The organism is Streptomyces sp. NPDC032721 (assembly GCF_055579625.1).
This window is the reverse complement of the sequence record NZ_JBVIMX010000002.1, coordinates 33,876-57,502: the sequence shown is the minus strand read 5'-3', so window position 1 is coordinate 57,502 and position 23,627 is coordinate 33,876. Positions and strand designations below refer to the sequence as shown.

17 protein-coding genes are annotated in these 23,627 nt (G+C 71.9%); 10 read left to right on the top strand and 7 right to left on the bottom strand.

All coding sequences use genetic code 11. The annotated features are described in order from the left end of the window. Positions 1-110: 110 nt before the first annotated feature. From ACZ5PB_RS06540 to speB, 4 genes are all read right to left on the bottom strand, one after another. On the bottom strand, positions 111-3,869 hold the full coding sequence (locus ACZ5PB_RS06540; protein WP_468688894.1) for an ABC transporter ATP-binding protein: 3,759 nt from the start codon (positions 3,867-3,869) through the stop codon (positions 111-113). A gap of 78 nt (positions 3,870-3,947) precedes the next feature. Next, positions 3,948-4,919: a serine hydrolase gene (locus tag ACZ5PB_RS06535; RefSeq protein WP_468688892.1), complete on the bottom strand. Its 972-nt coding sequence runs from the start codon at positions 4,917-4,919 to the stop codon at positions 3,948-3,950. A gap of 173 nt (positions 4,920-5,092) precedes the next feature. Further along, positions 5,093-6,547: a thiamine pyrophosphate-binding protein gene (locus ACZ5PB_RS06530; RefSeq protein WP_468688384.1), complete on the bottom strand. Its 1,455-nt coding sequence runs from the start codon at positions 6,545-6,547 to the stop codon at positions 5,093-5,095. Beyond that, positions 6,544-7,518, bottom strand: a complete 975-nt coding sequence (gene speB / locus ACZ5PB_RS06525) for an agmatinase (protein ID WP_468688383.1) — start codon at positions 7,516-7,518, stop codon at positions 6,544-6,546. The genes ACZ5PB_RS06530 and speB overlap by 4 nt, the downstream gene beginning before the upstream one ends. A 258-nt stretch (positions 7,519-7,776) precedes the next feature. On the opposite strand from speB, the gene ACZ5PB_RS06520 reads away from it, so the two are divergent. The 3 genes from ACZ5PB_RS06520 to ACZ5PB_RS06510 are packed head-to-tail and all read left to right on the top strand — an operon-like array spanning position 7,777 to position 10,844. Continuing rightward, on the top strand, positions 7,777-8,934 hold the full coding sequence (locus ACZ5PB_RS06520) for an acyl-CoA dehydrogenase family protein (protein WP_468688381.1): 1,158 nt from the start codon (positions 7,777-7,779) through the stop codon (positions 8,932-8,934). A 24-nt stretch (positions 8,935-8,958) separates the two neighbouring features. Then, complete coding sequence (gene tesB / locus ACZ5PB_RS06515) at positions 8,959-9,831, top strand: acyl-CoA thioesterase II (protein ID WP_468688379.1); 873 nt, start codon at positions 8,959-8,961, stop codon at positions 9,829-9,831. 20 nt (positions 9,832-9,851) lie between these two features. After that, positions 9,852-10,844, top strand: coding sequence for a cation diffusion facilitator family transporter (locus ACZ5PB_RS06510; RefSeq protein WP_468688377.1), 993 nt, complete (start codon positions 9,852-9,854; stop codon positions 10,842-10,844). Here the strand turns inward: ACZ5PB_RS06510 and ACZ5PB_RS06505 are convergent. Continuing rightward, positions 10,814-11,593 (bottom strand): phosphatase, encoded by a 780-nt coding sequence (locus tag ACZ5PB_RS06505; protein ID WP_468688376.1) that lies wholly within the window; start codon positions 11,591-11,593, stop codon positions 10,814-10,816. The two genes, ACZ5PB_RS06510 and ACZ5PB_RS06505, sit on opposite strands and share 31 nt — an antisense overlap. Before the next feature lie 140 nt (positions 11,594-11,733). Between ACZ5PB_RS06505 and ACZ5PB_RS06500 the strand changes: the two genes are divergently transcribed. Continuing rightward, positions 11,734-12,579, top strand: coding sequence for a hypothetical protein (locus tag ACZ5PB_RS06500; protein WP_468688374.1), 846 nt, complete (start codon positions 11,734-11,736; stop codon positions 12,577-12,579). A 24-nt stretch (positions 12,580-12,603) separates the two neighbouring features. On the opposite strand, the gene ACZ5PB_RS06495 is transcribed toward ACZ5PB_RS06500, so the two are convergent. Then, positions 12,604-13,218 (bottom strand): SACE_7040 family transcriptional regulator, encoded by a 615-nt coding sequence (locus tag ACZ5PB_RS06495; protein ID WP_468688372.1) that lies wholly within the window; start codon positions 13,216-13,218, stop codon positions 12,604-12,606. A 146-nt stretch (positions 13,219-13,364) separates the two neighbouring features. Between ACZ5PB_RS06495 and ACZ5PB_RS06490 the strand changes: the two genes are divergently transcribed. The 6 genes from ACZ5PB_RS06490 to ACZ5PB_RS06465 all read left to right on the top strand — a co-directional run bounded on the left by ACZ5PB_RS06490 (position 13,365) and on the right by ACZ5PB_RS06465 (position 21,762). Next, the gene (locus tag ACZ5PB_RS06490; RefSeq protein ID WP_468688370.1) at positions 13,365-14,981 is read left to right on the top strand and encodes a carboxyl transferase domain-containing protein; all 1,617 of its coding nucleotides are present in this window, start codon (positions 13,365-13,367) and stop codon (positions 14,979-14,981) included. Positions 14,982-14,995: 14 nt separating this feature from the next. Next, positions 14,996-17,071 carry an acetyl/propionyl/methylcrotonyl-CoA carboxylase subunit alpha gene (locus tag ACZ5PB_RS06485; protein ID WP_468688367.1) on the top strand — a complete coding sequence of 692 codons (2,076 nt, stop codon included), beginning with the start codon at positions 14,996-14,998 and terminating at the stop codon, positions 17,069-17,071. Next, positions 17,068-18,006 carry a hydroxymethylglutaryl-CoA lyase gene (locus ACZ5PB_RS06480; RefSeq protein ID WP_468688366.1) on the top strand — a complete coding sequence of 313 codons (939 nt, stop codon included), beginning with the start codon at positions 17,068-17,070 and terminating at the stop codon, positions 18,004-18,006. The genes ACZ5PB_RS06485 and ACZ5PB_RS06480 overlap by 4 nt, the downstream gene beginning before the upstream one ends. A gap of 17 nt (positions 18,007-18,023) precedes the next feature. Then, positions 18,024-19,184, top strand: a complete 1,161-nt coding sequence (locus ACZ5PB_RS06475; RefSeq protein ID WP_468688364.1) for an acyl-CoA dehydrogenase family protein — start codon at positions 18,024-18,026, stop codon at positions 19,182-19,184. A 602-nt stretch (positions 19,185-19,786) separates the two neighbouring features. After that, positions 19,787-20,830 carry an ABC transporter substrate-binding protein gene (locus ACZ5PB_RS06470; protein ID WP_468688363.1) on the top strand — a complete coding sequence of 348 codons (1,044 nt, stop codon included), beginning with the start codon at positions 19,787-19,789 and terminating at the stop codon, positions 20,828-20,830. An 80-nt stretch (positions 20,831-20,910) separates the two neighbouring features. Further along, on the top strand, positions 20,911-21,762 hold the full coding sequence (locus ACZ5PB_RS06465; RefSeq protein WP_468688361.1) for a siderophore-interacting protein: 852 nt from the start codon (positions 20,911-20,913) through the stop codon (positions 21,760-21,762). Positions 21,763-21,878: 116 nt separating this feature from the next. Here ACZ5PB_RS06465 and ACZ5PB_RS06460 read toward each other — a convergent pair whose 3' ends face one another. Continuing rightward, a complete protein-coding gene (locus ACZ5PB_RS06460) occupies positions 21,879-23,501 on the bottom strand; it encodes a beta-N-acetylhexosaminidase (protein WP_468688360.1) in 1,623 nt (540 codons plus the stop codon). Positions 23,502-23,627: the final 126 nt, after the last annotated feature.

The following is a 23,627-nucleotide window of genomic DNA, read 5'->3' as shown; positions in this document are numbered from 1 at the left end:
ACCCCCATGGCCCTGGAGATCGTATGCACGTACGACGCATCTGGCCATGGATCGGTTGCAGAGGGCACCGACTCCGTTCACCCGCCCGTTCACCCGCCGGTCGCGGCAGGTCAGACCGCGGCCGGTTCGTCCTCCCCCACGAAGGTGCGCCACAGCCTGGCGTACTTGCCGTCCAGGGCGAGGAGTTCGTCGTGCGTGCCGTCCTCGGCGACCCGTCCGTGGTCCATGACCACGACCCGGTCGGCGCGGGCGGCGGTGGTCAGCCGGTGGGCGACGACCAGGGTGGTGCGGCGCCCGCTCAGCCGGTCGGTCGCCTGGTTGACCTGGGCCTCGGAGGCCAGGTCGAGGGCGGCGGTGGCCTCGTCGAGGAGCAGTACGTCCGGGTCGACCAGCTCGGCGCGGGCGAGCGCGATGAGCTGGCGCTGTCCGGCGGAGAGGTTGCGTCCGCGCTCGGTGACCTCGTGCAGATAGCCGCCGTCGAGGGTGGCGATCATGTCGTGGGCGCCGACCGCGCGGGCCGCCGCCTCCACTTCCGCGTCGGTGGCGTCCGGCCGCCCGTAGGCGATGGCGTCGCGGACCGTCCCGGCGAAGAGGTATGCCTCCTGCGGGACGACCCCCAGCCGGTGCCGGTAGGCGGTCATGTCGAGGTCGCGCAGATCGGATCCGTCGGCGGTGACACGGCCCGAGGTCGGGTCGTAGTAGCGGGCGACGAGCTTGACCAGGGTCGACTTCCCCGCGCCGGTCTCACCGACGAAGGCGACGGTCTGACCTGCCGGTATGTGCAGCGAGACGTCGGACAGCGCCTCCTCGGGCTCCTCGGCGGAGCCGTAGCGGAAGGACACGTCCTCGAAGGCGATCTCGCCGCGCAGCGACAGCACGTCCTTGGGGGCGTCCGCACCGGCCGTGGAGGTCGGCTCGCGCAGCAGTTCCTGGATCCGGCGCAGCGAGACCGTGGCCTGCTGGTAGCCGTCGAAGACCTGGGAGAGCTGCTGTACGGGGGCGAAGAAGAGGTCGATGTAGAGCAGGTACGCGACGAGCGCACCGGCGGTCAGCGTGCCCGCCTCGATCCGCCCGGCGCCGACGATCATCACGGCGGCGGCCGCCACCGAGGACAGCAGCTGGACGAACGGGAAGTACACCGAGATCAGCCACTGCCCGCGCACCCGCGCCTGCCGGTAGCTGCGGCTGCTGGCGGCGAACCGCTCGCGGCCCGCCTTCTCGCGGCCGAAGGCCTGCACGATGCGCAGTCCGGCCACCGACTCCTGGAGGTCGGCGTTGACGGCGCCGACCCGGTCGCGGGCCAGTTCGTACGCCTGGACGCTCTTCTTCCGGAAGAAGTACGTGCCGACGATCAGCAGCGGCAGCGTCGCGAAGACGACCAGCGCGAGCTCCACGTCGATGACGACCAGGGCGACCATCACGCCGAGGAAGGTGACCACGGACACGAACGCGGTGACCAGTCCGGTCTGCAGGAACGTCGACAGGGCGTCCACGTCGGTGGTCATCCGGGTCATGATGCGCCCGGTCAGCTCCCGCTCGTAGTAGTCGAGCCCGAGCCGCTGGAGCTGCGCGAAGATCTTCAGCCGCAGCGAGTAGAGCACCCGCTCACCGGTCCGCCCGGTCATCCGGGCCTCGCTGATCTGGGCCGCCCACTGGACGAGCACGGTGAGCAGGGCGAGCCCGGCGGCCGTCCAGACCGCGCCGAGCGCGAGCTGGGTGACGCCCTCGTCGATGCCGTGCCGGATCAGCACCGGCAGCAGCAGCCCCATACCCGCGTCGACGGCCACCAGCCCCAGGCTGACCAGCAGCGGGAGCCCGAATCCGGACAGCAGCCTGCGCAGCCCGTACGAGCTCTCGGGTGCGACGGCCCGTGCCTCGTCGATGTTCGGTACGTCGTCGGCGGGCGGCAGCGCGTCCACCTGGTCGAGCAGTTCGGGGGTGGCCGGCATGCCGGGGGCGTGGTCGTGCGCGCCGTTGTTCGCCGGGTCGGTCTCGTCCCGTATCCACAGGTCGGGGGTGATCCCGCGCTCGGCGTCGAACTCGGCGTCCAGCTCGGCCTGTACGGAGCGGTCGTCCGCCTCGGCGGGCAGGCTCCTCGGCTGGTGTCCCGGCGATACGCCGCCCAGCTCGTCGGGGTCGGTGAGCAGCCGCCGGTACAGGGCGGAGCGCTCCTCCAGCTCCTTGTGCGTGCCGATGTCGGCGAGGCGTCCGTCCTCGAGGACGGCGATGCGGTCGGCCAGGTTGAGGGTGGAGCGGCGGTGGGCGATGAGCAGCGTGGTGCGCCCCGCCATCACCGACTTCAGGGCCTCGTGGATCTCGTGCTCGACGCGGGCGTCGACGGCGGAGGTGGCGTCGTCGAGCAGCAGCAGCCGGGGGTCGGTGAGGATGGCGCGGGCCAGCGAGAGCCGCTGTCGCTGGCCGCCGGACAGGGTGAGCCCCTGCTCGCCGACCTTGGTGTCGTAACCGTCGGGCAGCTCGTCGATGAACCGGTCGGCCTGGGCGGCGCGCGCCGCCGCGAAGATCTGCTCGTCGGTGGCGTCGGGGACCCCGTACGCCAGGTTCGCCCGCACCGTGTCGGAGAACAGGAAGCTGTCCTCGGGGACCATGCCGATGGCGGCCCGCAGCGACTCGAAGGTCAGCTCGCGCACGTCGTGCCCGCCGACCAGGACGGCTCCCCGTTCGACGTCGTAGAACCGGGGCAGCAGCAGCGAGACGGTCGACTTGCCGCTGCCGGAGGATCCGACGACGGCGACGGTCTCGCCCTCCCGGATCTCCAGCGAGAACCCGCTCAGCACCGGCCGGTCGGGCTCGTACCCGAAGCTGACGCCGTCGAACTCGACGGTGGCGGGGGCGTCGGCGGGCAGTTCCTTCGTGCCGTCCTCGATCGAGGGCTCGGTGTCGATGAGTTCGAGCACCCGCTCCACGCCCGCCCTGGCCTGCTGGCCCACGGTCAGCACCATGGCGAGCATCCGGACGGGTCCGACGAGCTGGGCGAGGTACGTGGAGAACGCCACGAACGTACCGAGCGTGATCTGCCCCCGGGTGGCCAGCCAGCCGCCCACGGCCAGCATCGCGACCTGCCCGAGGGCGGGTACGGCCTGGAGGGCGGGCGTGTAGCGCGAGTTGAGCTTCACGGTCCGCAGCCGCCCCGCGAACAGCCGCCGGGACACCTCGCGGAGCTTGCCGGTCTCCTGCTCCTCCTGGCCGAAGCCCTTCACGACGCGGACGCCGGACACGGCCCCGTCGACGACTGAGGCGACGGCGGCGGCCTGCCCCTGGGCGTACCAGGTGGCGGGGAAGAGGCGCTTCTTGCTGAGCCGCGCGATGAACCACAGGGCGGGGGCGACGGCGAGCGCGACGAGGGTGAGCAGCGGCGAGAGCCACGCCATGATCACCAGGGAGATGAGGAACAGCAGCACGTTGCCGATGGTCATCGGCAGCATGAAGAGCAGGCCCTGGATCAGCTGGAGGTCGCTGGTGGCCCGCCCGACGACCTGCCCGGTGGACAGCTCGTCCTGGCGCCGCCCGTCGAGCCGGGTGATCGTCCCGTACATCTCGGTGCGCAGGTCGTGCTGCACGTCCAGGGCCAGCTTGCCGCCGTAGTAGCGGCGTATGTACGTCAGTGCGTAGACGACCACGGCCGCGGCTATGAGCAGCCCGGTCCACACCGCCAGCGACCGGGTGCCCGCCCCGATCACGTCATCGATGACGATCTTCGTGATCAGCGGTACGAGCGCCATGACGGCCATGCCGCCGAGCGAGGACCCGAGGGCGAGCAGCACATTGGCCCGGTAGCGCCATGCGTAACCGGTCAGCCGCCGGGCCCACCCGGCGCGGGGTGCTTCCCGTGCTCCCTCTTCTCCCACCACTGCCGCCACGTGCTGCCTCCCGATCGGTCCCGCTCGCGCTCACTGTGCCGGTGGGGGGAACGCCGTGAGGTGCGGATTTCATCCCGCCGCAATGAAACCTCCGGTCCCCCGGTCCCCGGGGAACGGCTCCTCGGGGGTCGGCGGGACGACTTCCTCGGGTACGGCGGGCGGGGTGACCAGCGTCTCGGGGGCCTCCGGGGTGCGGGTGGTGTGGCCGGTGGCCGGGGGGTTGAGGGCGCGGTGGACGACCCGGGCGACCGACTGGATGGTGTTGACGCCCTGGCGCATCGTCGCGTTGCCGTGGGTCAGGACGGCGATCGTGTAGTCGTGGCCCAGGCCGGTGAACACGCCCAGGGAGTGCACCCGCCAGCCCAGGTCGGCGCGCGGCAGCCAGCCGTTCTTGACGTGCACCTTGGCCCTGGCGGGAGCGCCCGCCGGGGTGCCCCAGCGCTGGGCGGGCACGACGCGGGCCATGCGGCCGAGGATGTACGCCCGGGAGGCGGTGTTGAGGACCTTGTTCGGCAGGATGATCGCGGCGAGGAGCTTGCCCTGTTCCCGGGCGTTGATCCGGGAGAGGCCCCAGTACCTGTCCCACCTCGGCTCGGTGTGCGGCATCCCGGCGGCGCGCAGGAACCTGCTGATCTTCCCGGTGCCGAGCTGGCGCCACAGGGTGCCGGTGGCGCTGTTCGACGACTTGGTGATCATGGCGTCGACGAGGGAGCGCTCGCGGGCGGTCAGGGCCCGGCGGCTCTTCTGCGCGTCCCACATCAGGGTCGCGAGGATGGTCACCTTGATGAGGCTGGCGGCGTCGTAGGACTTGCCGCCGCGCAGCGAGCAGTAGGTGCGGCTGGAGTGCTCGTAGAGGGTGAGGGCGACCGTTCCGGGGCGGTTGCGCAGTGCGGCGGTGATGTTGTCCCGGAGCTTCGCGGCCAGTCCGGCCCGGCGGGATTCGCACGCGGGGCGGACGACGGCGGCGGACGCGGCAGCTGCGCCGGAGGGGGGTGCCGCATGCGCGGGCGGGGGGACGGCGCTCGCGAGAGGGGCGAGCAGGGTGCCGGCCAGGGCGAGTGCGGCGAGGACGCAGGGTATTCGCCGGGGTATCCGCCAGTGGGCCGGCCGGTGGATTCGCTTGTGACGCCTGGGAGTCGAGTCGCTCACGAGCAGCAGGCTAAGTGCGGGACGCGACCGCTGCCCGGCCTCGCGAGGCCGTTCGGCGGCCGGTCTCAGCCGGCGGCCACGACGACCACGGGCTCCCGCCGCGCCAGCGCCTTCGCCAACTCCTCGCCCAGCAGGCCCTGTTCGACCCGTACGACCGGCACCCCCGCCGCTCCGGCCGCCGCCGCGAGGCCCGGATCCGCCCCGTCGGCCCTGATCAGCCATACGAGCGGCAGCCCCGTCGCCCCGGCGGCCGCCAGCTCCGGCAGCGCCCCGGCCACCGACGCCGCGTACGAACCCGCGTCGGCCACCGCGTCCGACACCGCGAGGACCGCCGTGCCCGGGTCGGCCGTGGCCGCGCCGAGGGCCGCCGGGCAGGCGTAGCCGGTCGTGCCGGACGCCTGCGGGGCGTGGAAGGTGTTGGGGAAGCGGGGCCGGAAGCCCGCGGGCGCCCGGTCCCAGAAAGTGGGGGTACGGGGCGGCAGGGCCTGCCGGACCGCCGCGACGAGGGCGTCATCCTCGGGCGGGGTGTCCTCCACCGGCGGGACGGGCCATCTGCTGCCCTCCCGTACGGGCACCGTCTCCAGCAGCGCGGTCAGCGCCAGCCGGGCGTCCGCGTGGATGCCCAGGGCCGGGCCGTGGTGCGCCTCCAGGCGGGACGGGTCGGCGTCGATCTGGACGAGGCGGGCGGGCGGGGTGAAGGCGATGCCGTCCAGGGTCGTGCCGACCAGGAGCACGGCGTCCGCCGCTTCGAGGAGGGCGGGGGTGACCTCGTGGGCGCCGGGGTGGGTGCCCGCGCCGCCCGTGGTGGTGGCGACCTTCGCGTGCAGCCGGGCGGCCAGGGCCTTGACCTTGCTCGCCGCGTCCGCGCGGGTGGCGCCACCGCCCGTGACGATCAGCGGACGCTCGGCGGTGGCCAGCCAGTGCGCGGCGAGGGCGGTGAGCTCGGGGCGCGGGGGCAGTTCGTGCGGAAGCACGTCGGGGGCGTTGACCTCCGGCAGTACGGTCACGGCCGCCAGCGCCCCGGGGTCGAGCTCCAGCCAGACGGGCCCGTGCGGTGCGGTGAGCGCGGCCTCCCACGCCTCGGCGACGGCGGTCGGCAGCTGGGAGGGCGTACGGGCGGCGAAGACCGCCTTCACGTCCTGGCCCGCCTCCGCGACGAATCCGGTGGCCAGCACCAGCAGCGGGGCGGAGGCCGCCAAGGCCTCCCGGAGCACCACTGCTCCCGGCCCCTCGGGTGCCAGCAGCGCCGCCGCCTCGCCGGTCAGGCGGCCGAAGCCGTCCGCCGCGTGCCCGGCTCCGGCGGGGGTGGCGAAGGCGGTCCACGCGGTCAGCCCGGATCGCCGTACGGCCTCCCCCAGCGGGCCCCGGGAACCGTCCTCGGTGCCGAAGACGGTGGTCACCCCGAGCCCCCGCAGGGTCTCCACGACCAGGTCCCCGCCCGTGCGCCCCGGTGGCGGCGCGAGCGCGGCGGCCGTCTGGGCTTCGGTGGGACAGAGGACCAGGTCGTGGTCGTGCGTCACTTCGTGCGTGCCTCGGCAATCTGGCGGGACATGATCGTCGTCAGCTCGTACGCCGTGTGGGACGCGGCGACGGAGGTGATCTCGGCGTGATCGTACGCGGGCGCCACCTCGACCACATCCGCGGAGACCAGGTTGCAGGAGGACAGGCCCCGGATGATCTCAAGCAGCTCGCGGGAGGTGAGGCCGCCGGCCTCGGGGGTGCCGGTGCCGGGCGCGTGGGCCGGGTCGAGCACGTCGATGTCGATGGAGATGTAGAGCGGGCGGTCACCGATGCGCTGGCGCAGCTGGTCGGCGACCTCGTCGACGCCGCGCCGCATGACGTCGGCGGAGGTCACGATGCCGAAGCCCATCTTCTCGTCGTCCCGCAGGTCCTGCTTGCCGTACAGCGGGCCGCGCGTGCCGACGTGGGAGAGCGCCTCGGTGTCGAGGATGCCCTCCTCGACGGCGCGGCGGAACGGGGTGCCGTGGGTGTACTCGGCGCCGAAGTAGGTGTCCCAGGTGTCCAGGTGCGCGTCGAAGTGCAGCAGCGCGACGGGGCCGTGCTTCTTGGCGACCGAGCGCAGCAGCGGGAGCGCGATGGTGTGGTCGCCGCCGAGGGTCATCAGGCGGGCGCCGTTGCCGAGGAGGTCGTCGGCCGCGCCCTCGATCGTCTCGACGGCCTCGTTGATGTTGAACGGGTTCGCGGCGATGTCACCGGCGTCCGCGACCTGCGCGAGCGCGAACGGCGAGGCGTCCTGGGCCGGGTTGTACGGGCGCAGCAGGCGCGAGGCCTCGCGGATGGCGTTGCCGCCGAAGCGGGCGCCGGGCCGGTAGGAGACACCCGTGTCGAAGGGCACACCGACGACGGCCACGTCCGTACGCCCGCCGACCTCGTCCAGGCGGGGCAGCCGGGCGAACGTCGCCGGACCGGCGTACCGGGGGATGCGGGACGAGTCGATGGGGCCGCGGGGCTCGGGAGAGGGAGTGTTCATGGCTCCGAGGGTAGAGAGCGCGACGAATTCCGCACATGTACGGAAGCGATGGTGCGGCCCCGCGACTTGGACGCGGCGGACAAGCCCCCGCCCCCCCCCCGCGGGCTCCGGTGTGGTCCCTCCAACACCACTCCCCTCTGGACACCCCAGTGACCGGCCGGTAACTTTTGCCGGGTATCTGAGCAAGCGCTTAGCGGCCCCGTGGCCGACGGAGCCCCGCTCAAGGACAGGGATCACCACTCGCAGAGGGAGCGTCACGTGCGCCGTACCGTATTCAACGAGGACCACGAGGCGTTCCGGGAGACCCTCCGGGCCTTCATCGAGGCCGAGGTCGTCCCCGTCTACGACGAGTGGTTCGCCGCCGGTCAGGCGCCGCGCGAGTTCTACTACAAGCTCGGCGAGCTGGGCGTCTTCGGCATCAACGTGCCCGAGGAGTTCGGCGGCGCGGGCCTGGAGTCCCACAAGTTCGAGGCCGTCCTGTACGAGGAGACCGCCCGCGCGGGCGTCACCTTCGGCGGCTCCGGTGTGCACGTGCTCCTCGGCCTCCCGTACATCAAGATGCTCGCCACCGACGAGCAGAAGAAGCGCTACCTGGAGAAGTTCGTCTCCGGCGAGGAGATGTGGGCGCTCGCCATGACCGAGCCGGGCACCGGCTCCGACGTCGCGGGCATGAAGACCACCGCCAAGCTCTCCGAGGACGGCACCCACTACGTCCTCAACGGCGCCAAGACCTTCATCACCGGCGGCGTGCACGCCGACCGCGTGATCGTCTGCGCCCGTACGGCAGCCCCGCGCGAGGACGACCGCCGCTTCGGCATCTCCCTCTTCGCCGTGGACACCAAGCTGGAGGGCTACTCGGTCGGCCGCAAGCTGGACAAGCTGGGCCTGCGCACCTCCGACACCGCCGAGCTGGCGTTCGTCGACGTGAAGGTCCCGGTCGAGGACCTCCTCGGCGAGGAGAACAAGGGCTTCGGCTACCTCGGCCACAACCTGGCCTCCGAGCGCTGGGGCATCGCCTTCGGCGCGTACGCCCAGGCCAAGGCGGCCATCCGGTTCACCAAGCAGTACGTCCAGGACCGTACGGTCTTCGGCAAGCCGGTCGCCGCCTTCCAGAACACCAAGTTCGAACTGGCCGCCTGCCAGGCCGAGGTGGACGCCGCCGAGGCGGTCGTCGACCGCGCCACGGAGGCCCTGGACGCGGGCGAGCTGACGGCGGCCGAGGCGGCCTCCGCGAAGCTGTTCTGCACCGAGGTCGCGCACCGCGTGATCGACAAGTGCCTCCAGCTGCACGGCGGTTACGGCTTCATGAACGAGTACCCGATCGCCCGCCTGTACGCGGACAACCGGGTGAACCGCATCTACGGCGGCACCAGCGAGGTCATGAAGATGATCATCGCCAAGGACATGGGCCTGTAGCACTCACCTGCTACAACCACTTGCATGAACAAGGCACTTGAGTCCCTGCTCGATCTGCTCGACCTGGAGCAGATCGAGCAGGACATCTTCCGGGGCGTGAGCCGCTCGGCCGTCGTCCCCCGCGTCTTCGGCGGCCAGGTGGCGGCTCAGGCCCTGGTCGCCGCCGGGCGAACGGTCCCCGGAGACCGCTTCGCCCACTCCCTCCACGCCTACTTCCTGCGCGCGGGCGACCCGTCCGCCCCGATCGTCTACACGGTCGACCGGATCCGCGACGGCCGCTCGTTCACCACGCGCCGGGTGGTCGCCGTCCAGCACGGGCACCCGGTCTTCCACCTCTCCGCGTCCTTCCAGACGTACGAGGAGGGCATGGAGCACCAGGCGGCGATGCCCGCGTCCCCCGACCCGGAGACGCTCCCCACAGCCGCCGAGTCGCTCCCCCGCTACGCGGACCGCTTCGTCGACCCGGGCACGGTCGACCGCCTCCTGGAAGCCCGCGCGGCGATCGACCTGCGCTACGTCGGCCCGCCCCCGTACGCCACGGCCGGCGAGCCGCGCGAACCCCGCTCGCAGGTCTGGTTCCGCACCAACGGCAAGCTGGCCGACGACCACCTCCTGCACGTCTGCCTCGCCACGTACGTCTCCGACATGACGCTCCTGGACTCCGTCCTCCTCGCGCACGGCCGGGGCGGCTGGGCGACCGGCGACGTGGTCGGGGCCTCGCTCGACCACGCGATGTGGTTCCACCGCCCCTTCCGGGCGGACGAATGGCTGCTCTACGACCAGGAGTCGCCTTCGGCGTCCGGCGGCCGGGGCCTGGGCCAGGCCCGCATCTACACCCAGGACGGACAGCTCGCCATCTCGGTCATCCAGGAGGGCGTCGTTCGCGTCCCGCGCTGAGGGGGCCTTACGGTCCGTACATGAGCAAAGCGGACGAACGGGACGTCAGTACGGACAGCGGCGGCGGCACAGGGGGCGGCGAGAGCACCTTCACCGTGCTCGTCGCGGCGGGCGCCAACCTCGGCATCGCCGTCGCGAAGGCCGTCGCGGGGCTGATCAGCGGGTCCAGCGCGATGCTGTCGGAGGCGGCGCACTCGGTGGCCGACACGGTCACCGAGCTGATGCTGCTCCTCGCCCTCAAGCGCAGCGAGAAGCCCGCCGACGAGGACCACCCCCTGGGCTACGGCCCGGAGCGGTACATCTGGGCCATGCTCGCCTCGGTCGCCACCTTCGTCGGCGGCGCGGTCTTCTCCGTCTACGACGGAATCCACACCCTCACCCACGGCGAGGAACTGGGCAGCCCGGTCCTCTCCTACGTCGTCCTCGCCGTCGCCTTCCTCCTGGAGGGCTACTCCCTGCGCACCGGCGTCAAACAGCTCCGCGCGGAGGCGACCCGCCTCGGCGCCCCGCTCGGCCGCTACTTCCGCCGCACGCCGGACACCGCCGTGAAGGCGGTCGTCATGGAGGACTCGGCGGCCCTGATCGGCCTCCTCCTGGCGGCGGGCGGCCTGCTGGGCGGCCAGCTCACCGGCTCGGGAGTCTGGGACGGCGCGGCCTCGGTCCTCATCGGCCTGCTCCTCGCGTACGTCGCCTGGGTGCTCGGCCGCAGCAACGCCCAGCTCCTCATCGGCCGCGCCCTGCCGCCCGAGATGCGCGCGGGGGTGCGGGAGGAGCTCCTCTCCATCCCCCACGTCGTCGAGGTCATCGAGCTGACGACCCTCATCCAGGGCCCGTCCGAGATCCTCGTCGCCGCGAAGATCGACTTCCGGGACGTCTCCACGGCTGCCGAGGTCGAGTGGGCCTGCGAGGAGGCCGAACAGCAACTGCGCGAGCGCTACCCGGCCATCGCCCGCGTCTACCTCGACCCCACCCCCCGGCGCGGTCAGCGCAGGCCGGCGGCGCCCAGCAGGTAATCAGTCATCGGCTCATAAAAAAACGGGTCGACCACATGGTCGTCGAGCGGAATGGTGACGGCCATGACCCCTTCCGCCTCCCCGAGGAACAGCGCCGGGTCGTTGCAGTCCGCGTACCCGATCGAATCGATCCCGCGCTGCCCGGCGCACCCCGCCCACCCGTGATCGGCGAACACCAGGTCCGGCAACGGCTCCCCGGCTCTCTCCAGCCCGTCCAGGATCGCCGTCATCGGCGCGGGCGAGTGCGTGTGCCACAGGCTCGCCCCCCGCTCGAAGACCGCCACGTCCGCGAACTGCACCACGTACCCCTCGTCGGCGGTCAGCCCACCGGGAATCCGTACGACATCGCACCCGGCACCGCGCAACGCCCGCGCGGTCTCCCCGTGCACGTTGAGCAGCGCCCCGGGGTGCCCGGTCGCGAACAGCACCCGCTGCTTGTCGGCCACCGCCTTGCGCAGCCGCGCCGCCGCCCGCTCCAGACCGTCCACGGTCAGCTCGGGATCGATGGTGTCCTGCCCGTGCCGGTGATCGGTGTCATCACTGACCCCGCACCGCTCCGCCATCACGGCGAGCACGTCCTGCTCATCGGTCCACCGGTCCCCGAGCTCGATGCCGAGCCAGTAGTGCCGGTCACCGTTGGCGAGCTTGCGGTAGTGGGAGAGGTTGTTGTCACGGGGCGTGGCGACGTCTCCCGCGATCCGGGTACGGACGAGATGGTCGACGAGAGCGGGACGACTGAGTATCGGCATGAACCCCATTCTGCCGGGCCACCGGCGCGGTGGCCCGGGCGTCCTTGGATATGGGACGACAGCGGCCCCCGGCCACCGCGCGGGCCGCTCCCGCACCCCCTCTGGAACAATCCCCGGGTACCGGACGAGCGGGGGGAACGATGTCGGCACAGCTCTGGTCGAGACAGCTCTGGGGGATGGGCCTCCGGTCCTGGCTGATCCTCGCGGTCCTCACCGCGTCCCTGCTGATCCTGGTCGGGCTGCCTGCCCTCACCGACCCTCCGCAGCGCTCCGCCGGATCCGGAGCCGGTGCCGTGCCCGGCTACGCGCCCGCCACACCGCACCCCGACCAACAGCTCGCGGGCGGGGTGACGGCCAGGCTGTCGCGGTGCGGCATGCAGGGCGATGTCCGCCCGGCGGTCCGGGGCGCCGGGGAGCGGGAGGGCGACCCCGCGCTGACCGTCCTGCAATGGGTGACGCACGGCCCTGAGAGCCCCGCCCCCTCCGAGGGCACCGCCGCCCAGGGCGACCCGGACCTCTCACTGACGGTGTACGCGTCCCTCCGCGCCGGGCAGCAACCCCTGCGGCTCCCCACTCCACTCTTCGCCGGCCGGGGGACGGTGGATGTGGTCTCGCCGTTCGGAGCGGGCGTCGGCGCGTCGGCCGCCGGGCTGGGCGTGACGGTCGTCGAGGAGGGCCCGGACGCACGACCTGCCGCACCACCGGCCTCCGGAGTGCACCACATCGCCCCGGGCGCACGCCTGTTGCTGAAGGTGGAGGTCCCCGCGCGGGCAGTGTGCCCCGGCCTCAACCCCCTCAACGTGATCGCCTGCTCGCCCGAGGAGGGCGACGCCCCCGACGGCGCCTGCCCGGCCCTCACCCTCACCTTCACGGACCCGGCCGTCCGCGCCTACCGCGCGACGGACACCGCCCAGCCACCCGGCACCTTCAGCGACCGCCTGGTAGGAACCCTGTCGAGCCCACCAGGGACCGCCTCACGGGCCTAGGGCGTGCCCTTTCCCGCCGTGGGCTCAGGGGGTCGCGAGGGCGCCGAATGCTCCGTGGGCCAGGCGGCGCAGCAGGGCTTCCGTTGTGCCCCGGCCGGGGAGGCCCGCGCCGAGGTGGGGTGTGGAGTTCAGCAGGCCGAAGACCGCGTGCACCGCCGCCCGTGCCTCCGGTTCCGAGGTGCCCGGGTAGGTCTCCCGTACCGCTGTCACCCACAGTTCCACGTACTGGCGCTGGAGTTGACGCACCCGGCGCCGGTCCGCGTCGCGCAGGCGGTCCAGTTCGCGGTCGTGGAGGGTGATCAGGGGGCGGTCGTCGAGGGCGAAGTCGATGTGGCCGTCGATGAGTGCGGCGAGGAGAGCGGCGGGGGCGCCCGGGGTCGCCGCGACCCGTTCCTGGCCGCCCGCCAGCAGCCGTTCGCTGATGCCCACCAACAGCTCCGCCAGCATCGCGTCCTTGCCGGCGAAGTGCCGGTAGAGGCCGGGGCCGCTGATGCCCACCGCCGCCCCTATCTCGTCGACGCCCACGCCGTGGAAGCCGCGCTCGGCGAAGAGGAGGGCGGCCTCCCTGAGGATCTGCTCCCGGCGGGTGGGGGCCGCGACCCGTGCGGTGGGGGACGCGGACGCTTTGGTGCTGCTCATGGGGAGCATTCTAACCCGCGGGGTTAGCGGTCGTTAACCTCACGGGCTCCCCAGGTCCCTGGACATCGGCGTTAGCGCTCGTTAACCTCTCTTCGAGTGTTAACGGTCACTAACCTGACGTCCGGCGGGCAAGGGAGCTCGACAGAATGCAGCAGGCACCGGTGCTGACCAGTACCGCGGATCCGTCGTCCACCTCCTGGGCGGCCAACGAAGCCGCCCACCGAGAGCTCGCGGACGATCTCCGCGCGCGGCTCGCGACCGCCCGGCTCGGCGGCGGCGAGAAGTCCCGGGCCCGGCACGTGGCCCGCGGGAAGCTCCTGCCGCGCGACCGCGTCGACACCCTCCTCGACCCGGGCTCGCCCTTCCTGGAGCTGGCCCCGCTCGCCGCCAACGGGATGTACGACGACCAGGCCCCGGCGGCCGGGGTGATCGCCGGAATCGGCCGGGTCAGCGGACGCGAGTGCGTGATCGTCGCCAACGACGCGACCGTCAAGGGCGGCACGTACTACCCGATGACCGTGAAGAAGCACCTGCGCGCCCAGGAGGTGGCCCTCGAAAACCGGCTGCCCTGCCTGTACTTGGTGGACTCGGGCGGCGCCTTCCTGCCCATGCAGGACGAGGTCTTCCCGGACCGGGAGCACTTCGGCCGGATCTTCTACAACCAGGCCCGGATGTCCGGGGCCGGGATCCCGCAGATCGCCGCCGTGCTGGGCTCGTGCACGGCGGGCGGCGCCTACGTACCGGCGATGAGCGACGAGGCGGTCATCGTCCGCGACCAGGGCACCATCTTCCTGGGCGGCCCGCCCCTGGTGAAGGCGGCCACCGGCGAGGTCGTCACGGCGGAGGAGCTGGGCGGCGGCGAGGTCCACTCCCGTACCTCCGGTGTCACCGACCACCTCGCCGAGGACGACGCGCACGCGCTGCGGATCGTACGCAACATCGTCGCCACCCTCCCCGACCGCGCCGAACTCCCCTGGCCGGTAAGGCCGGTCGAGCCCCCGAAGGTCGACCCGGCCGGGCTGTACGGGGCGGTGCCCGTCGACTCCCGCACCCCCTACGACGTCCGCGAGGTGATCTCCCGCGTCGTCGACGGCTCCCGCTTCCAGGAGTTCAAGTCGGAGTACGGACAGACGCTGATCACCGGCTTCGCGCGCATCCACGGCCACCCGGTCGGCATCGTCGCCAACAACGGCATCCTGTTCTCCGAGTCCGCCCAGAAAGGCGCGCACTTCGTCGAGCTGTGCGACCAGCGCGGCATCCCGCTCGTCTTCCTGCAGAACATCTCCGGCTTCATGGTCGGCCGCGACTACGAGGCCGGCGGCATCGCCAAGCACGGCGCCAAGATGGTCACCGCCGTCGCCACCACGCGCGTGCCGAAGCTGACCGTGGTCGTCGGCGGTTCGTACGGAGCCGGCAACTACTCGATGTGCGGGCGCGCCTACTCCCCCCGCTTCCTGTGGATGTGGCCCAACGCCAAGATCTCCGTCATGGGCGGCGAGCAGGCCGCCTCCGTCCTCGCCACCGTGAAGCGCGACCAGATCGAGGGCCGGGGCGAGGAGTGGGCCGCCGAGGACGAGGAGTCGTTCAAGGACCCGATCCGCGCCCAGTACGAGCAGCAGGGCAACGCCTACTACGCGTCCGCCCGCCTCTGGGACGACGGCGTCATCGACCCGCTCGAAACCCGCCAGGTCCTCGGACTCGCCCTGACCGCGTGCGCCAACGCCCCGCTCGCCGACCCCGCCTTCGGCATCTTCCGGATGTGAGTGAAGTAATGACCATGTTTGACACGGTTCTGGTCGCCAACCGCGGCGAGATCGCGGTCCGCGTCATCCGTACGCTGCGGGAGCTGGGCATCCGCTCGGTGGCCGTGTTCAGCGACGCGGACGCGGACGCGAGGCATGTACGCGAAGCCGACACGGCGGTACGCATCGGACCCCCGGCGGCCTCCGAGAGCTATCTCCGCGCCGACCGCCTGATCGAGGCGGCGCGGCGCTCCGGCGCGCAGGCCGTCCACCCCGGCTACGGCTTCCTCGCCGAGAACACGGACTTCGCGCAGGCCTGCGCGGACGCGGGCCTGGTCTTCATCGGCCCGTCCGCCGCCGCGATCAACCTGATGGGCGACAAGATCCGCGCGAAGGAGACGGTGCGGGCGGCGGGCGTCCCGGTCGTACCCGGGTCGTCGGGCAGCGGCCTGACGGATACTCAACTCGCCGATGCCGCACGGGAGATCGGCATGCCGGTCCTCCTGAAGCCGTCCGCCGGCGGCGGCGGCAAGGGCATGCGCCTGGTCCGCGACGAGGCGACCCTCACGGACGAGATCGCGGCCGCCCGCCGCGAGGCCCGCTCCTCCTTCGGCGACGACACGCTCCTGGTGGAGCGCTGGATCGACCGCCCCCGCCACATCGAGATCCAGGTCCTGGCCGACGGCCACGGCAACGTCGTCCACCTCGGCGAGCGCGAGTGCTCCCTCCAGCGCCGCCACCAGAAGATCATCGAGGAGGCCCCCTCGGTCTTCCTCGACGAGGCGACCCGCGCCGCCATGGGCGAGGCGGCCTGCGAGGCGGCCCGCTCCTGCGGCTACTCGGGCGCGGGCACGGTGGAGTTCATCGTGCCGGGCTCCGACCCCTCCTCGTACTACTTCATGGAGATGAACACCCGCCTCCAGGTCGAGCACCCGGTCACCGAGCTCATCACCGGCGTCGACCTGGTGGAATGGCAGCTGAAGGTCGCCTCCGGGGCCGAACTCCCCTTCACCCAGGCCGACATCACCCTCACCGGCCACGCCGTCGAGGCCCGCGTCTGCGCGGAGGACCCCTCCCGGGGCTTCCTCCCGTCCGGCGGCACGATCCTCGCCCTGAACGAACCGCAGGGCGACGGCATCCGCACCGACTCGGGCCTCGCGGTCGGCACGGAGATCGGCAGCCTGTACGACCCGATGCTGTCGAAGGTCATCGCGTACGGCCCGGACCGCGAGACCGCCCTGCGCAAGCTGCGCGCGGCCCTCGCGGACACGGTGACGCTCGGCGTCCAGACCAACGCGGGCTTCCTGCGCAGGCTGCTCGCCCACCCGGACGTGGTGGCGGGCAACCTGGACACCGGGCTGGTGGAGCGGGAGGTGGACTCGCTGATCGCGGACGGGGTGCCGGACGAGGTGTACGCGGCGGCGGGGCTGGTCGCTCAGGCCGCGCTGGAGCCCGATGGCCACGGCTGGAGGGACCCGTTCTCAGCACCCTCCGGCTGGCGGCTGGGCGGCACCCCCGCCTGGACCGTGCACCACTTCCGCGTGCCGGGCCAGGAGCCGGTGGAGGTACGGGTACGGGGGCGCGCGGCGGCTGCGGAGGTCGCCATTTCAGCCCCTGCGGCATTTGAGCAGCGGAGGTCCGGGGGCGGAGCCCCCGGCGTGTCCGCACCGGGTGCGGTTTCGGGAAGGGGCGGGGTGGGGGAATCCCTGCCCGCACGTCTCGCCACCGCGCCTCACCCGCAAGGCCCCCTCACCGTCGAGGTGGACGGCCTCACCCACACCTTCCACCACGCGGGCGAATGGCTGGGCCGCGACGGCGACGCCTGGCACCTCCAGACGTACGACCCCGTCGCCGCCACCCTCACCGGCGCCGCCCACTCCGGCGCGGACGCCCTGACCGCGCCGATGCCCGGCACCGTCACCGTCGTCAAGGTCGCCGTAGGGGACCAAGTCACCGCAGGACAGAGCCTGTTGGTGGTGGAGGCCATGAAGATGGAGCACGTCATCTCCGCCCCGCACGCGGGCACCGTCACCGAGCTCGACGTCAAGGCGGGTGCCACCGTCGCCATGGACCAGGTCCTGGCCGTGGTCCTCCCCGAGGAGGAGTCATGACCGACGGTCTGCCCATGCCCGTGCGCGATCCCGAACTCCCTTCCCGCGTACGGATCTACGAGGTCGGCGCCCGCGACGGCCTCCAGAACGAGAAGACGGCCGTACCCACCCCCGTCAAGGCCGAATTCATCCACCGCCTCGCGGCAGCCGGCCTCACCACCGTGGAGGCGACCAGCTTCGTGCACCCCAAGTGGGTGCCCCAACTCGCCGACGCGGAGGCCCTGTTCCCGCAGCTGGCCGACCTCGACGGCGTCCGGCTGCCCGTCCTCGTACCGAACGAGAAGGGCCTGGACCGCGCACTGGCCCTCGGCGCCCGCGACGTGGCCGTCTTCGCCAGCGCCACCGAGTCCTTCGCCAAGGCCAACCTCAACCGTACGGTCGACGAGGCGCTGGCCATGTTCGAGCCGGTGGTGAGCCGGGCGAAGGCCGCGGGTGCCCAGGTCCGCGGCTACCTCTCCATGTGCTTCGGCGACCCCTGGGAGGGCCCGGTGCCCGCCGCCCAGGTGGTCGAGGTCTGCCGCCGCCTGCTCGACATGGGCTGCGACGAACTCAGCCTCGGCGACACCATCGGAGTCGCCACCCCGGGCCAAGTCACCTCACTGCTGCGCGACTTGAACACCACCGGCGTCCCCACCGACCGTATCGGCGTCCACTTCCACGACACCTACGGCCAGGCGCTCTCCAACACCCTCGCCGCCCTGCGGCACGGCGTGAGCACCGTCGACGCCTCCGCCGGCGGCCTCGGCGGCTGCCCGTACGCCAAGTCCGCCACCGGCAACCTCGCCACCGAGGACCTCGTGTGGATGCTGCACGGCCTCGGCATCGACACCGGGGTCGACCTCGGCCGTCTCACCGCCACCAGCGTGTGGATGGCCGAACAGCTGGGCCGACCCAGCCCGTCCCGCACCGTACGCGCCCTCGCCCACAAGGACTGAAGGACAAAGGACTCACGATGGACCACCACCTCTCCCCCGAGCACGAAGAACTCCGCCGCACCGTCGAGGCGTTCGCGCACGACGTGGTCGCCCCGAAGATCGGCGACCTCTACGAGCGCCACGAGTTCCCGTACGAGATCGTCCGCGAGATGGGCCGCATGGGGCTCTTCGGCCTGCCCTTCCCGGAGGAGTACGGCGGCATGGGCGGCGACTACCTCGCCCTCGGCATCGCCCTGGAGGAGCTGGCCCGGGTCGACTCCTCGGTGGCCATCACCCTGGAGGCGGGCGTCTCCCTCGGCGCCATGCCGCTGCACCTCTTCGGCACCGAGGAGCAGAAGCGGGAGTGGCTGCCGAGGATGTGCTCGGGCGAGATCCTTGGCGCGTTCGGCCTGACCGAGCCGGAGGGCGGCTCGGACGCGGGCGGCACCCGTACGACGGCCGTCCGCGACGAGGCGGCCGGCGAGTGGGTGATCAACGGCTCGAAGTGCTTCATCACCAACTCCGGTACGGACATCACGGGCCTGGTGACCGTCACCGCCGTGACCGGCCGCAAGGAGGACGGCCGCCCGCTGATCTCCTCGATCATCGTCCCGTCCGGCACGCCCGGCTTCACGGTCGCCGCCCCGTACTCCAAGGTCGGCTGGAACTCCTCCGACACCCGCGAGCTCTCCTTCTCCGACGTCCGCGTCCCGCTCGCCAACCTCGTCGGCGAGGAGGGCCGGGGCTACGCCCAGTTCCTGCGCATCCTCGACGAGGGCCGCGTCGCCATCTCGGCCCTGGCGACGGGGCTCGCGCAGGGGTGTGTGGACGAGTCGCTGAAGTACGCGAAGGAGCGCAGGGCGTTCGGCCGGGCGATCGGCGAGAACCAGGCGATCCAGTTCAAGATCGCGGACATGGAGATGCGCGCCCACATGGCCCGCGTCGGCTGGCGCGACGCGGCCTCCCGCCTGGTCGCGGGCGAGCCCTTCAAGAAGGAGGCCGCCATCGCGAAGCTGTACTCGTCGACCGTCGCGGTCGACAACGCCCGCGAGGCCACCCAGATCCACGGCGGCTACGGCTTCATGAACGAGTACCCGGTGGCGCGGATGTGGCGCGACTCGAAGATCCTGGAGATCGGGGAGGGGACGAGTGAGGTGCAGCGGATGCTGATCGCCAGGGAACTGGGGATGCAGGCGTAAGACGCGCCGGGGGCGACCTGGGGACTGCCGCGGCGTGGTGCGGCCAGCCCGGGCCGGCGAGCGGGTCGCGCCTGCGGCGGGCGAGTGCCCCTCCCCACCCCTTCCCTAGACCGCTGGCCGCGGGGCCGGGGGTTCGTTACGCGCGGGCCGGTGGTGGGTTGCTCGCGCAGTTCCCCGCGCCCCCAACCACTCGTGCCCAGCGCCGCACATTTCCTCGCGCCGCCTACTACGAGTACTCAGGGGCGCGGGGAACTGCGCGGCCAGCCACGAACAACCCGCACATGACCACCGGCGGTGGCCGGGCCCGCCACCTGCCCACCCACCCACTCGGCCGTACGGGCCGGGGTCTGGGGCAGCGCCCCAGTTTCGGGAAGGGGCGGGGAGGGGAAACGCCCGCGCAGCGGACCCCGCCCCCCACCAGCGCCCCCACGCGGCGGCAGCCGCAAATGTCACAGCCGGGAAGGGGCGGGGAGGGGAGAAGCCCGCGCAGCGGACCCGGCCGCCTCGATCCGGACAGGCCAATTCAAGCCAAGAAGAGGTTAGGCTAACCTTCCTTGGAGCTTGGCCCCCCGCATCCCCCGCCGCACGAAAGCAGACCCACCATGCCCTCCCAGCCCCGCCTCTCCCGCCCCACCCGCCGCGGCCTCCTCGCCGTCGGCGGCGCGCTCGGCGCCGGAGCCGCACTGGCCGCGTGCGGCGGCGGCAACAGCAACAGCACCGGCACGAGCAACGGCGGCAAGGAGAAGGGCGCCAAGTCCGGCCCCTGGTCCTTCACCGACGACCGCGGCACCAAGGTCGAGACCAAGGCCCTCCCCAAGAACATCGTCGCCTTCACCAGCACCGCCGCCGCCCTCCACGACTACGGCATCCAGGTCAAGGGCGTCTTCGGCCCCACCAAGGGCAAGGACGGCAAGCCCGACGTCCAGGCCGGCGACATGGACATCTCAAAGCTGGAGATCATCGGCAACGTCTACGGCGAGTTCAACGTCGAGAAGTACGCCAAGCTCCTCCCCGACCTGCTGATCTCCAACATGTGGGAGAAGGACGTCCTCTGGTACGTCCCCGAGCAGTCCGCCAAGAAGATCTACCAGCTCGCCCCCTCGGTCGCCCTGTGGGCCTCCAACACCAACATGGAGAAGGCCCTCCAGCGCCACGCCGACCTGGCCGCCGCCCTCGGCGCCGACCTCAAGGCGAAGAAGACCGCCGACGCGAAGGCCCGCTTCGAGAAGGCCGCCGCCCGGCTGCGCGCCGCCGCGAAGGCGCACCCGGAGATCAAGGTCCTGATCGGTTCCGCCTCGGCCGAGCTGTTCTACGTCTCGCTCGCCAAGATGAGCGCCGACACCCTGTACTTCCAGGAGCTCGGCGTGAAGTTCATCGAGCCGAAGGTCGACGCCCAGGGCTTCTTCGAGGGCCTGAGCTGGGAGAACGTCGGCAAGTACAAGGCCGACGTGATCATGATGGACAACCGCTCTGCGGTCCTCCAGCCCAAGGACATCAAGGACAAGCCGACCTGGGCGCAGCTCCCGGCCGTCAAGGCGGGCCAGGTCATCCCGCGCACCACCGAGCCGATCTTCTCGTACGACAAGTGCGCGCCGATCCTCGAAGACCTCGCCAAGGCGATCGAGAGCGCCAAGAAGGTCTCCTGACGCGGGACGCATGACCCGCAACCCGACCGCTCCACGCCACTCCACTCCACTCCACCCCACTCCCCGCCCGGAGGCCGCCCGTGTCCGCCGAGACCGACGACCAGACGATCCCCTTCCGGCTGTTCGCCCTGAAGGTGCTGCGCACCCACCGCCTGAGCCCCTCGCTCCTGCGGGTCACCTTCGGCGGGGACACCGGCGAGGACCTCGCCCGGTTCGCCTCCGGCGGCCGGGACCAGTCGCTGTCGCTGTTCCTGCCGCACCCGGGGCAGGACGCCCCGGTACTGCCGCCGGAGACGGACCCCGACTGGTTCACCTCGTACCGGACCATGGACGCCGGCGTCCGCGCCGTCATGCGTTCGTACACCGTCCGCGAGCAGCGCCCCGAGGACGGTGAGGTCGACATCGACTTCGCGCTTCACCCGGACGGCGGCCCCGCCTGCCGCTGGGCGGAGAACGCCGCCCCCGGCCACCGGGTGACCGTCCTGGGCCCGGCCGTCGCCGACAACACGGGCGTCCGCTTCCGGCCGCCCGTCGACGACACCGACTGGGTGCTGATCTGGGCCGACGAAACGGCCCTGCCCGCCGCAGCCGCGGCCCTGGAGTGGCTCCCGGCGGGCACCCCCGCCAAGGTCTGGATATCGGTCCCGCACCCGGACGACGCGGTGGCACTGACGACCGACGCCCACGCCGAGATCACCCATCTCGTACGGGACGACAAGGCGCCGAGCCCCCTCGAAGCGATCAGCGCCGCCGAGCTCCCGGCCGGCACCCCGTACGTCTGGATCGCGGGCGAGTCCTCCTCGGTACGCGCCCTGCGCCGCCACTTCGTCAACGAGCGCGGCTACGACCGCCGCCGCGTGACCTTCACCGGCTACTGGCGCGAGGGGCTTTCCGAGGACGGCCTGCGCGAAGCGGCCGAAGAGGAAGCGTAGGGCCCCGGGAACAGAACGGGGAACGGAGCAGAAGGGCGGGGGGGGGGGGGGGGGGGTGTTTTTTTTTTTTCCCCCCCCCCCCCCCCCCGCCCCTTCCACCTCAGGCCCTCATCCGGCTACTTCGCCGGCCACGGCACCTTGCCCGACCGGTAGTAGTCGATCCCCAGCGCCTCGAAGCGCGGCGCCTGCGCGGCGAGCCGCACCTTGTACGTGTTCCAGTCGTGCGTGGCCTTAGGCGACCAGCCCAGCTCGGCGATGCCGGGCAGCCGCGGGAAGGCCATGAACTCCAGCTGGTCGCTGGTGGACAGCGTCTCGGTCCACAGCGGTGCCTCGACGCCGAGCACGGAGGACTCCGGGGCGCCCGTCAGATAGCTGCCCGGGTCCCAGTCGTAGGAGCGGTCCACCTCGACGTACCCGGCCCACTTGAGGCCCAGCGGGGTGTCCTTGTTGTACTTCATGTCCAGGTAGGCGCGGTCGGCCGGTGAGATCACCAGCTTGGCGCCGTCCTTCGCGGAGTCCACGACCTTCTGGCGCTCGGCAGCGCTCGTCGCGTCGTAGCCCCAGTACTGGCCGACCCGGCCCTTGACCTGCTTGGCGCCGAGCAGCTGGTGCCATCCCATGACGGTCTTGCCGTGCTTGCCGACCACGTCCTGGGCGTAGTTCATGATCTTGACGAAGTCCTCGTGGCTGGTCGAGTGGGCCTCGTCGCCGCCGATGTCGAGGTACTTGCCCGGGGTGAGCGCGGCGATCTCGCCGAGCACGTCGGTGATGAACTTGTACGTGATGTCCTTGCTCGCGCACAGGCTGCTGAAGCCGACCTCGGTGCCGGTGTAGAGGGGCGGGGCGACGCCGTTGCAGTTGAGTTCGGCGTACGAGGCCAGTGCCGCGTTGGTGTGGCCCGGCATGTCGATCTCGGGCACGACCTCCATCTGGCGGGAGGCCGCGTACTTCACCAGGTCCTTGTACTGGGCCTTGGTGTAGTAGCCGCCGGGGCCGCCGCCGACCTGGGTGGAGCCGCCGTAAGTGGCCAGCCGGGGCCAGGAGTTGATGGCGATGCGCCAGCCCTGGTCCTCGCTGAGGTGCATGTGGAGCTTGTTCATCTTGTAGAGCGCGGCCTGGTCGATGTACCGCTTGACCTGCTCCACCGAGAGGAAGTGGCGGCCGACGTCGAGCATCACGCCCCGGTAGCCGAAGCGCGGTACGTCCTTGATGGTGCCGCCGGAGACCTGCCAGGTGGCCGACTGCCGCGTCTTCTTCTCCACCGCCGCGGGCAGCAGCTGGCGCAGGGTCTGTACGCCGTGGAAGAGGCCCGCGGCCTTGCGCGCGGAGATGGTCACGCCGTGCTTGCCGGATGCCAGCCTGTAGCCCTCGTCCCCCAACGACGCGTCGCGCGAGCCGAGTTCGAGGCTGATGGAGTCCCGGCCGCCCCGGGTGGTGAGCGGCAGCTCGTAGCCGGTGGAGGGCCGCAGCACGTTCGCGAGGTAGGCGCCGATCCGCTTGGCCTCGGCGGAGTTCCGGTCGACCTTGATCGCGGTACGGGGGTTCAGGGTGTAGGCCGGTCCGCCCGCCCGGGTCTCGGCGGGCGCCGGGATCACCTGCCCGAGCGGCACGGGTCCGTCCTGCTGCGCGGCCGGGGCCTGCGGGGCCGGGGCGGGGGCGGCGCCCACGGCGGTGAAGCCCGCCGTGGCGACGAGCAGGAGCGGGGCGAGCAGTCGGGGGATCGTACGACGGTGTCTCACAAGCGGGTCCCTTCGAAGGGGCTGCGCGGCTGTGGCATGTACGTAACAGAACTCATGGCTACCGCCCAAGTCACGTCCGGGTCAAGGGTGTAGACCAATTCCCCACACTCCCACCCCGCCTCCACT

Coding starts and splice junctions, on each gene's coding strand:
- ACZ5PB_RS06500 (WP_468688374.1), top strand. CDS start 11,734: ATGTCGGCACAGCTCTGGTCGAGACAGCTCTGGGGGATGGGCCTCCGG.
- ACZ5PB_RS06480 (WP_468688366.1), top strand. CDS start 17,068: ATGACCGACGGTCTGCCCATGCCCGTGCGCGATCCCGAACTCCCTTCC.
- ACZ5PB_RS06470 (WP_468688363.1), top strand. CDS start 19,787: ATGCCCTCCCAGCCCCGCCTCTCCCGCCCCACCCGCCGCGGCCTCCTC.
- ACZ5PB_RS06490 (WP_468688370.1), top strand. CDS start 13,365: ATGCAGCAGGCACCGGTGCTGACCAGTACCGCGGATCCGTCGTCCACC.
- ACZ5PB_RS06475 (WP_468688364.1), top strand. CDS start 18,024: ATGGACCACCACCTCTCCCCCGAGCACGAAGAACTCCGCCGCACCGTC.
- ACZ5PB_RS06505 (WP_468688376.1), bottom strand. CDS start 11,593: ATGCCGATACTCAGTCGTCCCGCTCTCGTCGACCATCTCGTCCGTACC.
- tesB (WP_468688379.1), top strand. CDS start 8,959: ATGAACAAGGCACTTGAGTCCCTGCTCGATCTGCTCGACCTGGAGCAG.
- speB (WP_468688383.1), bottom strand. CDS start 7,518: ATGAACACTCCCTCTCCCGAGCCCCGCGGCCCCATCGACTCGTCCCGC.
- ACZ5PB_RS06510 (WP_468688377.1), top strand. CDS start 9,852: ATGAGCAAAGCGGACGAACGGGACGTCAGTACGGACAGCGGCGGCGGC.
- ACZ5PB_RS06485 (WP_468688367.1), top strand. CDS start 14,996: ATGTTTGACACGGTTCTGGTCGCCAACCGCGGCGAGATCGCGGTCCGC.
- ACZ5PB_RS06495 (WP_468688372.1), bottom strand. CDS start 13,218: ATGAGCAGCACCAAAGCGTCCGCGTCCCCCACCGCACGGGTCGCGGCC.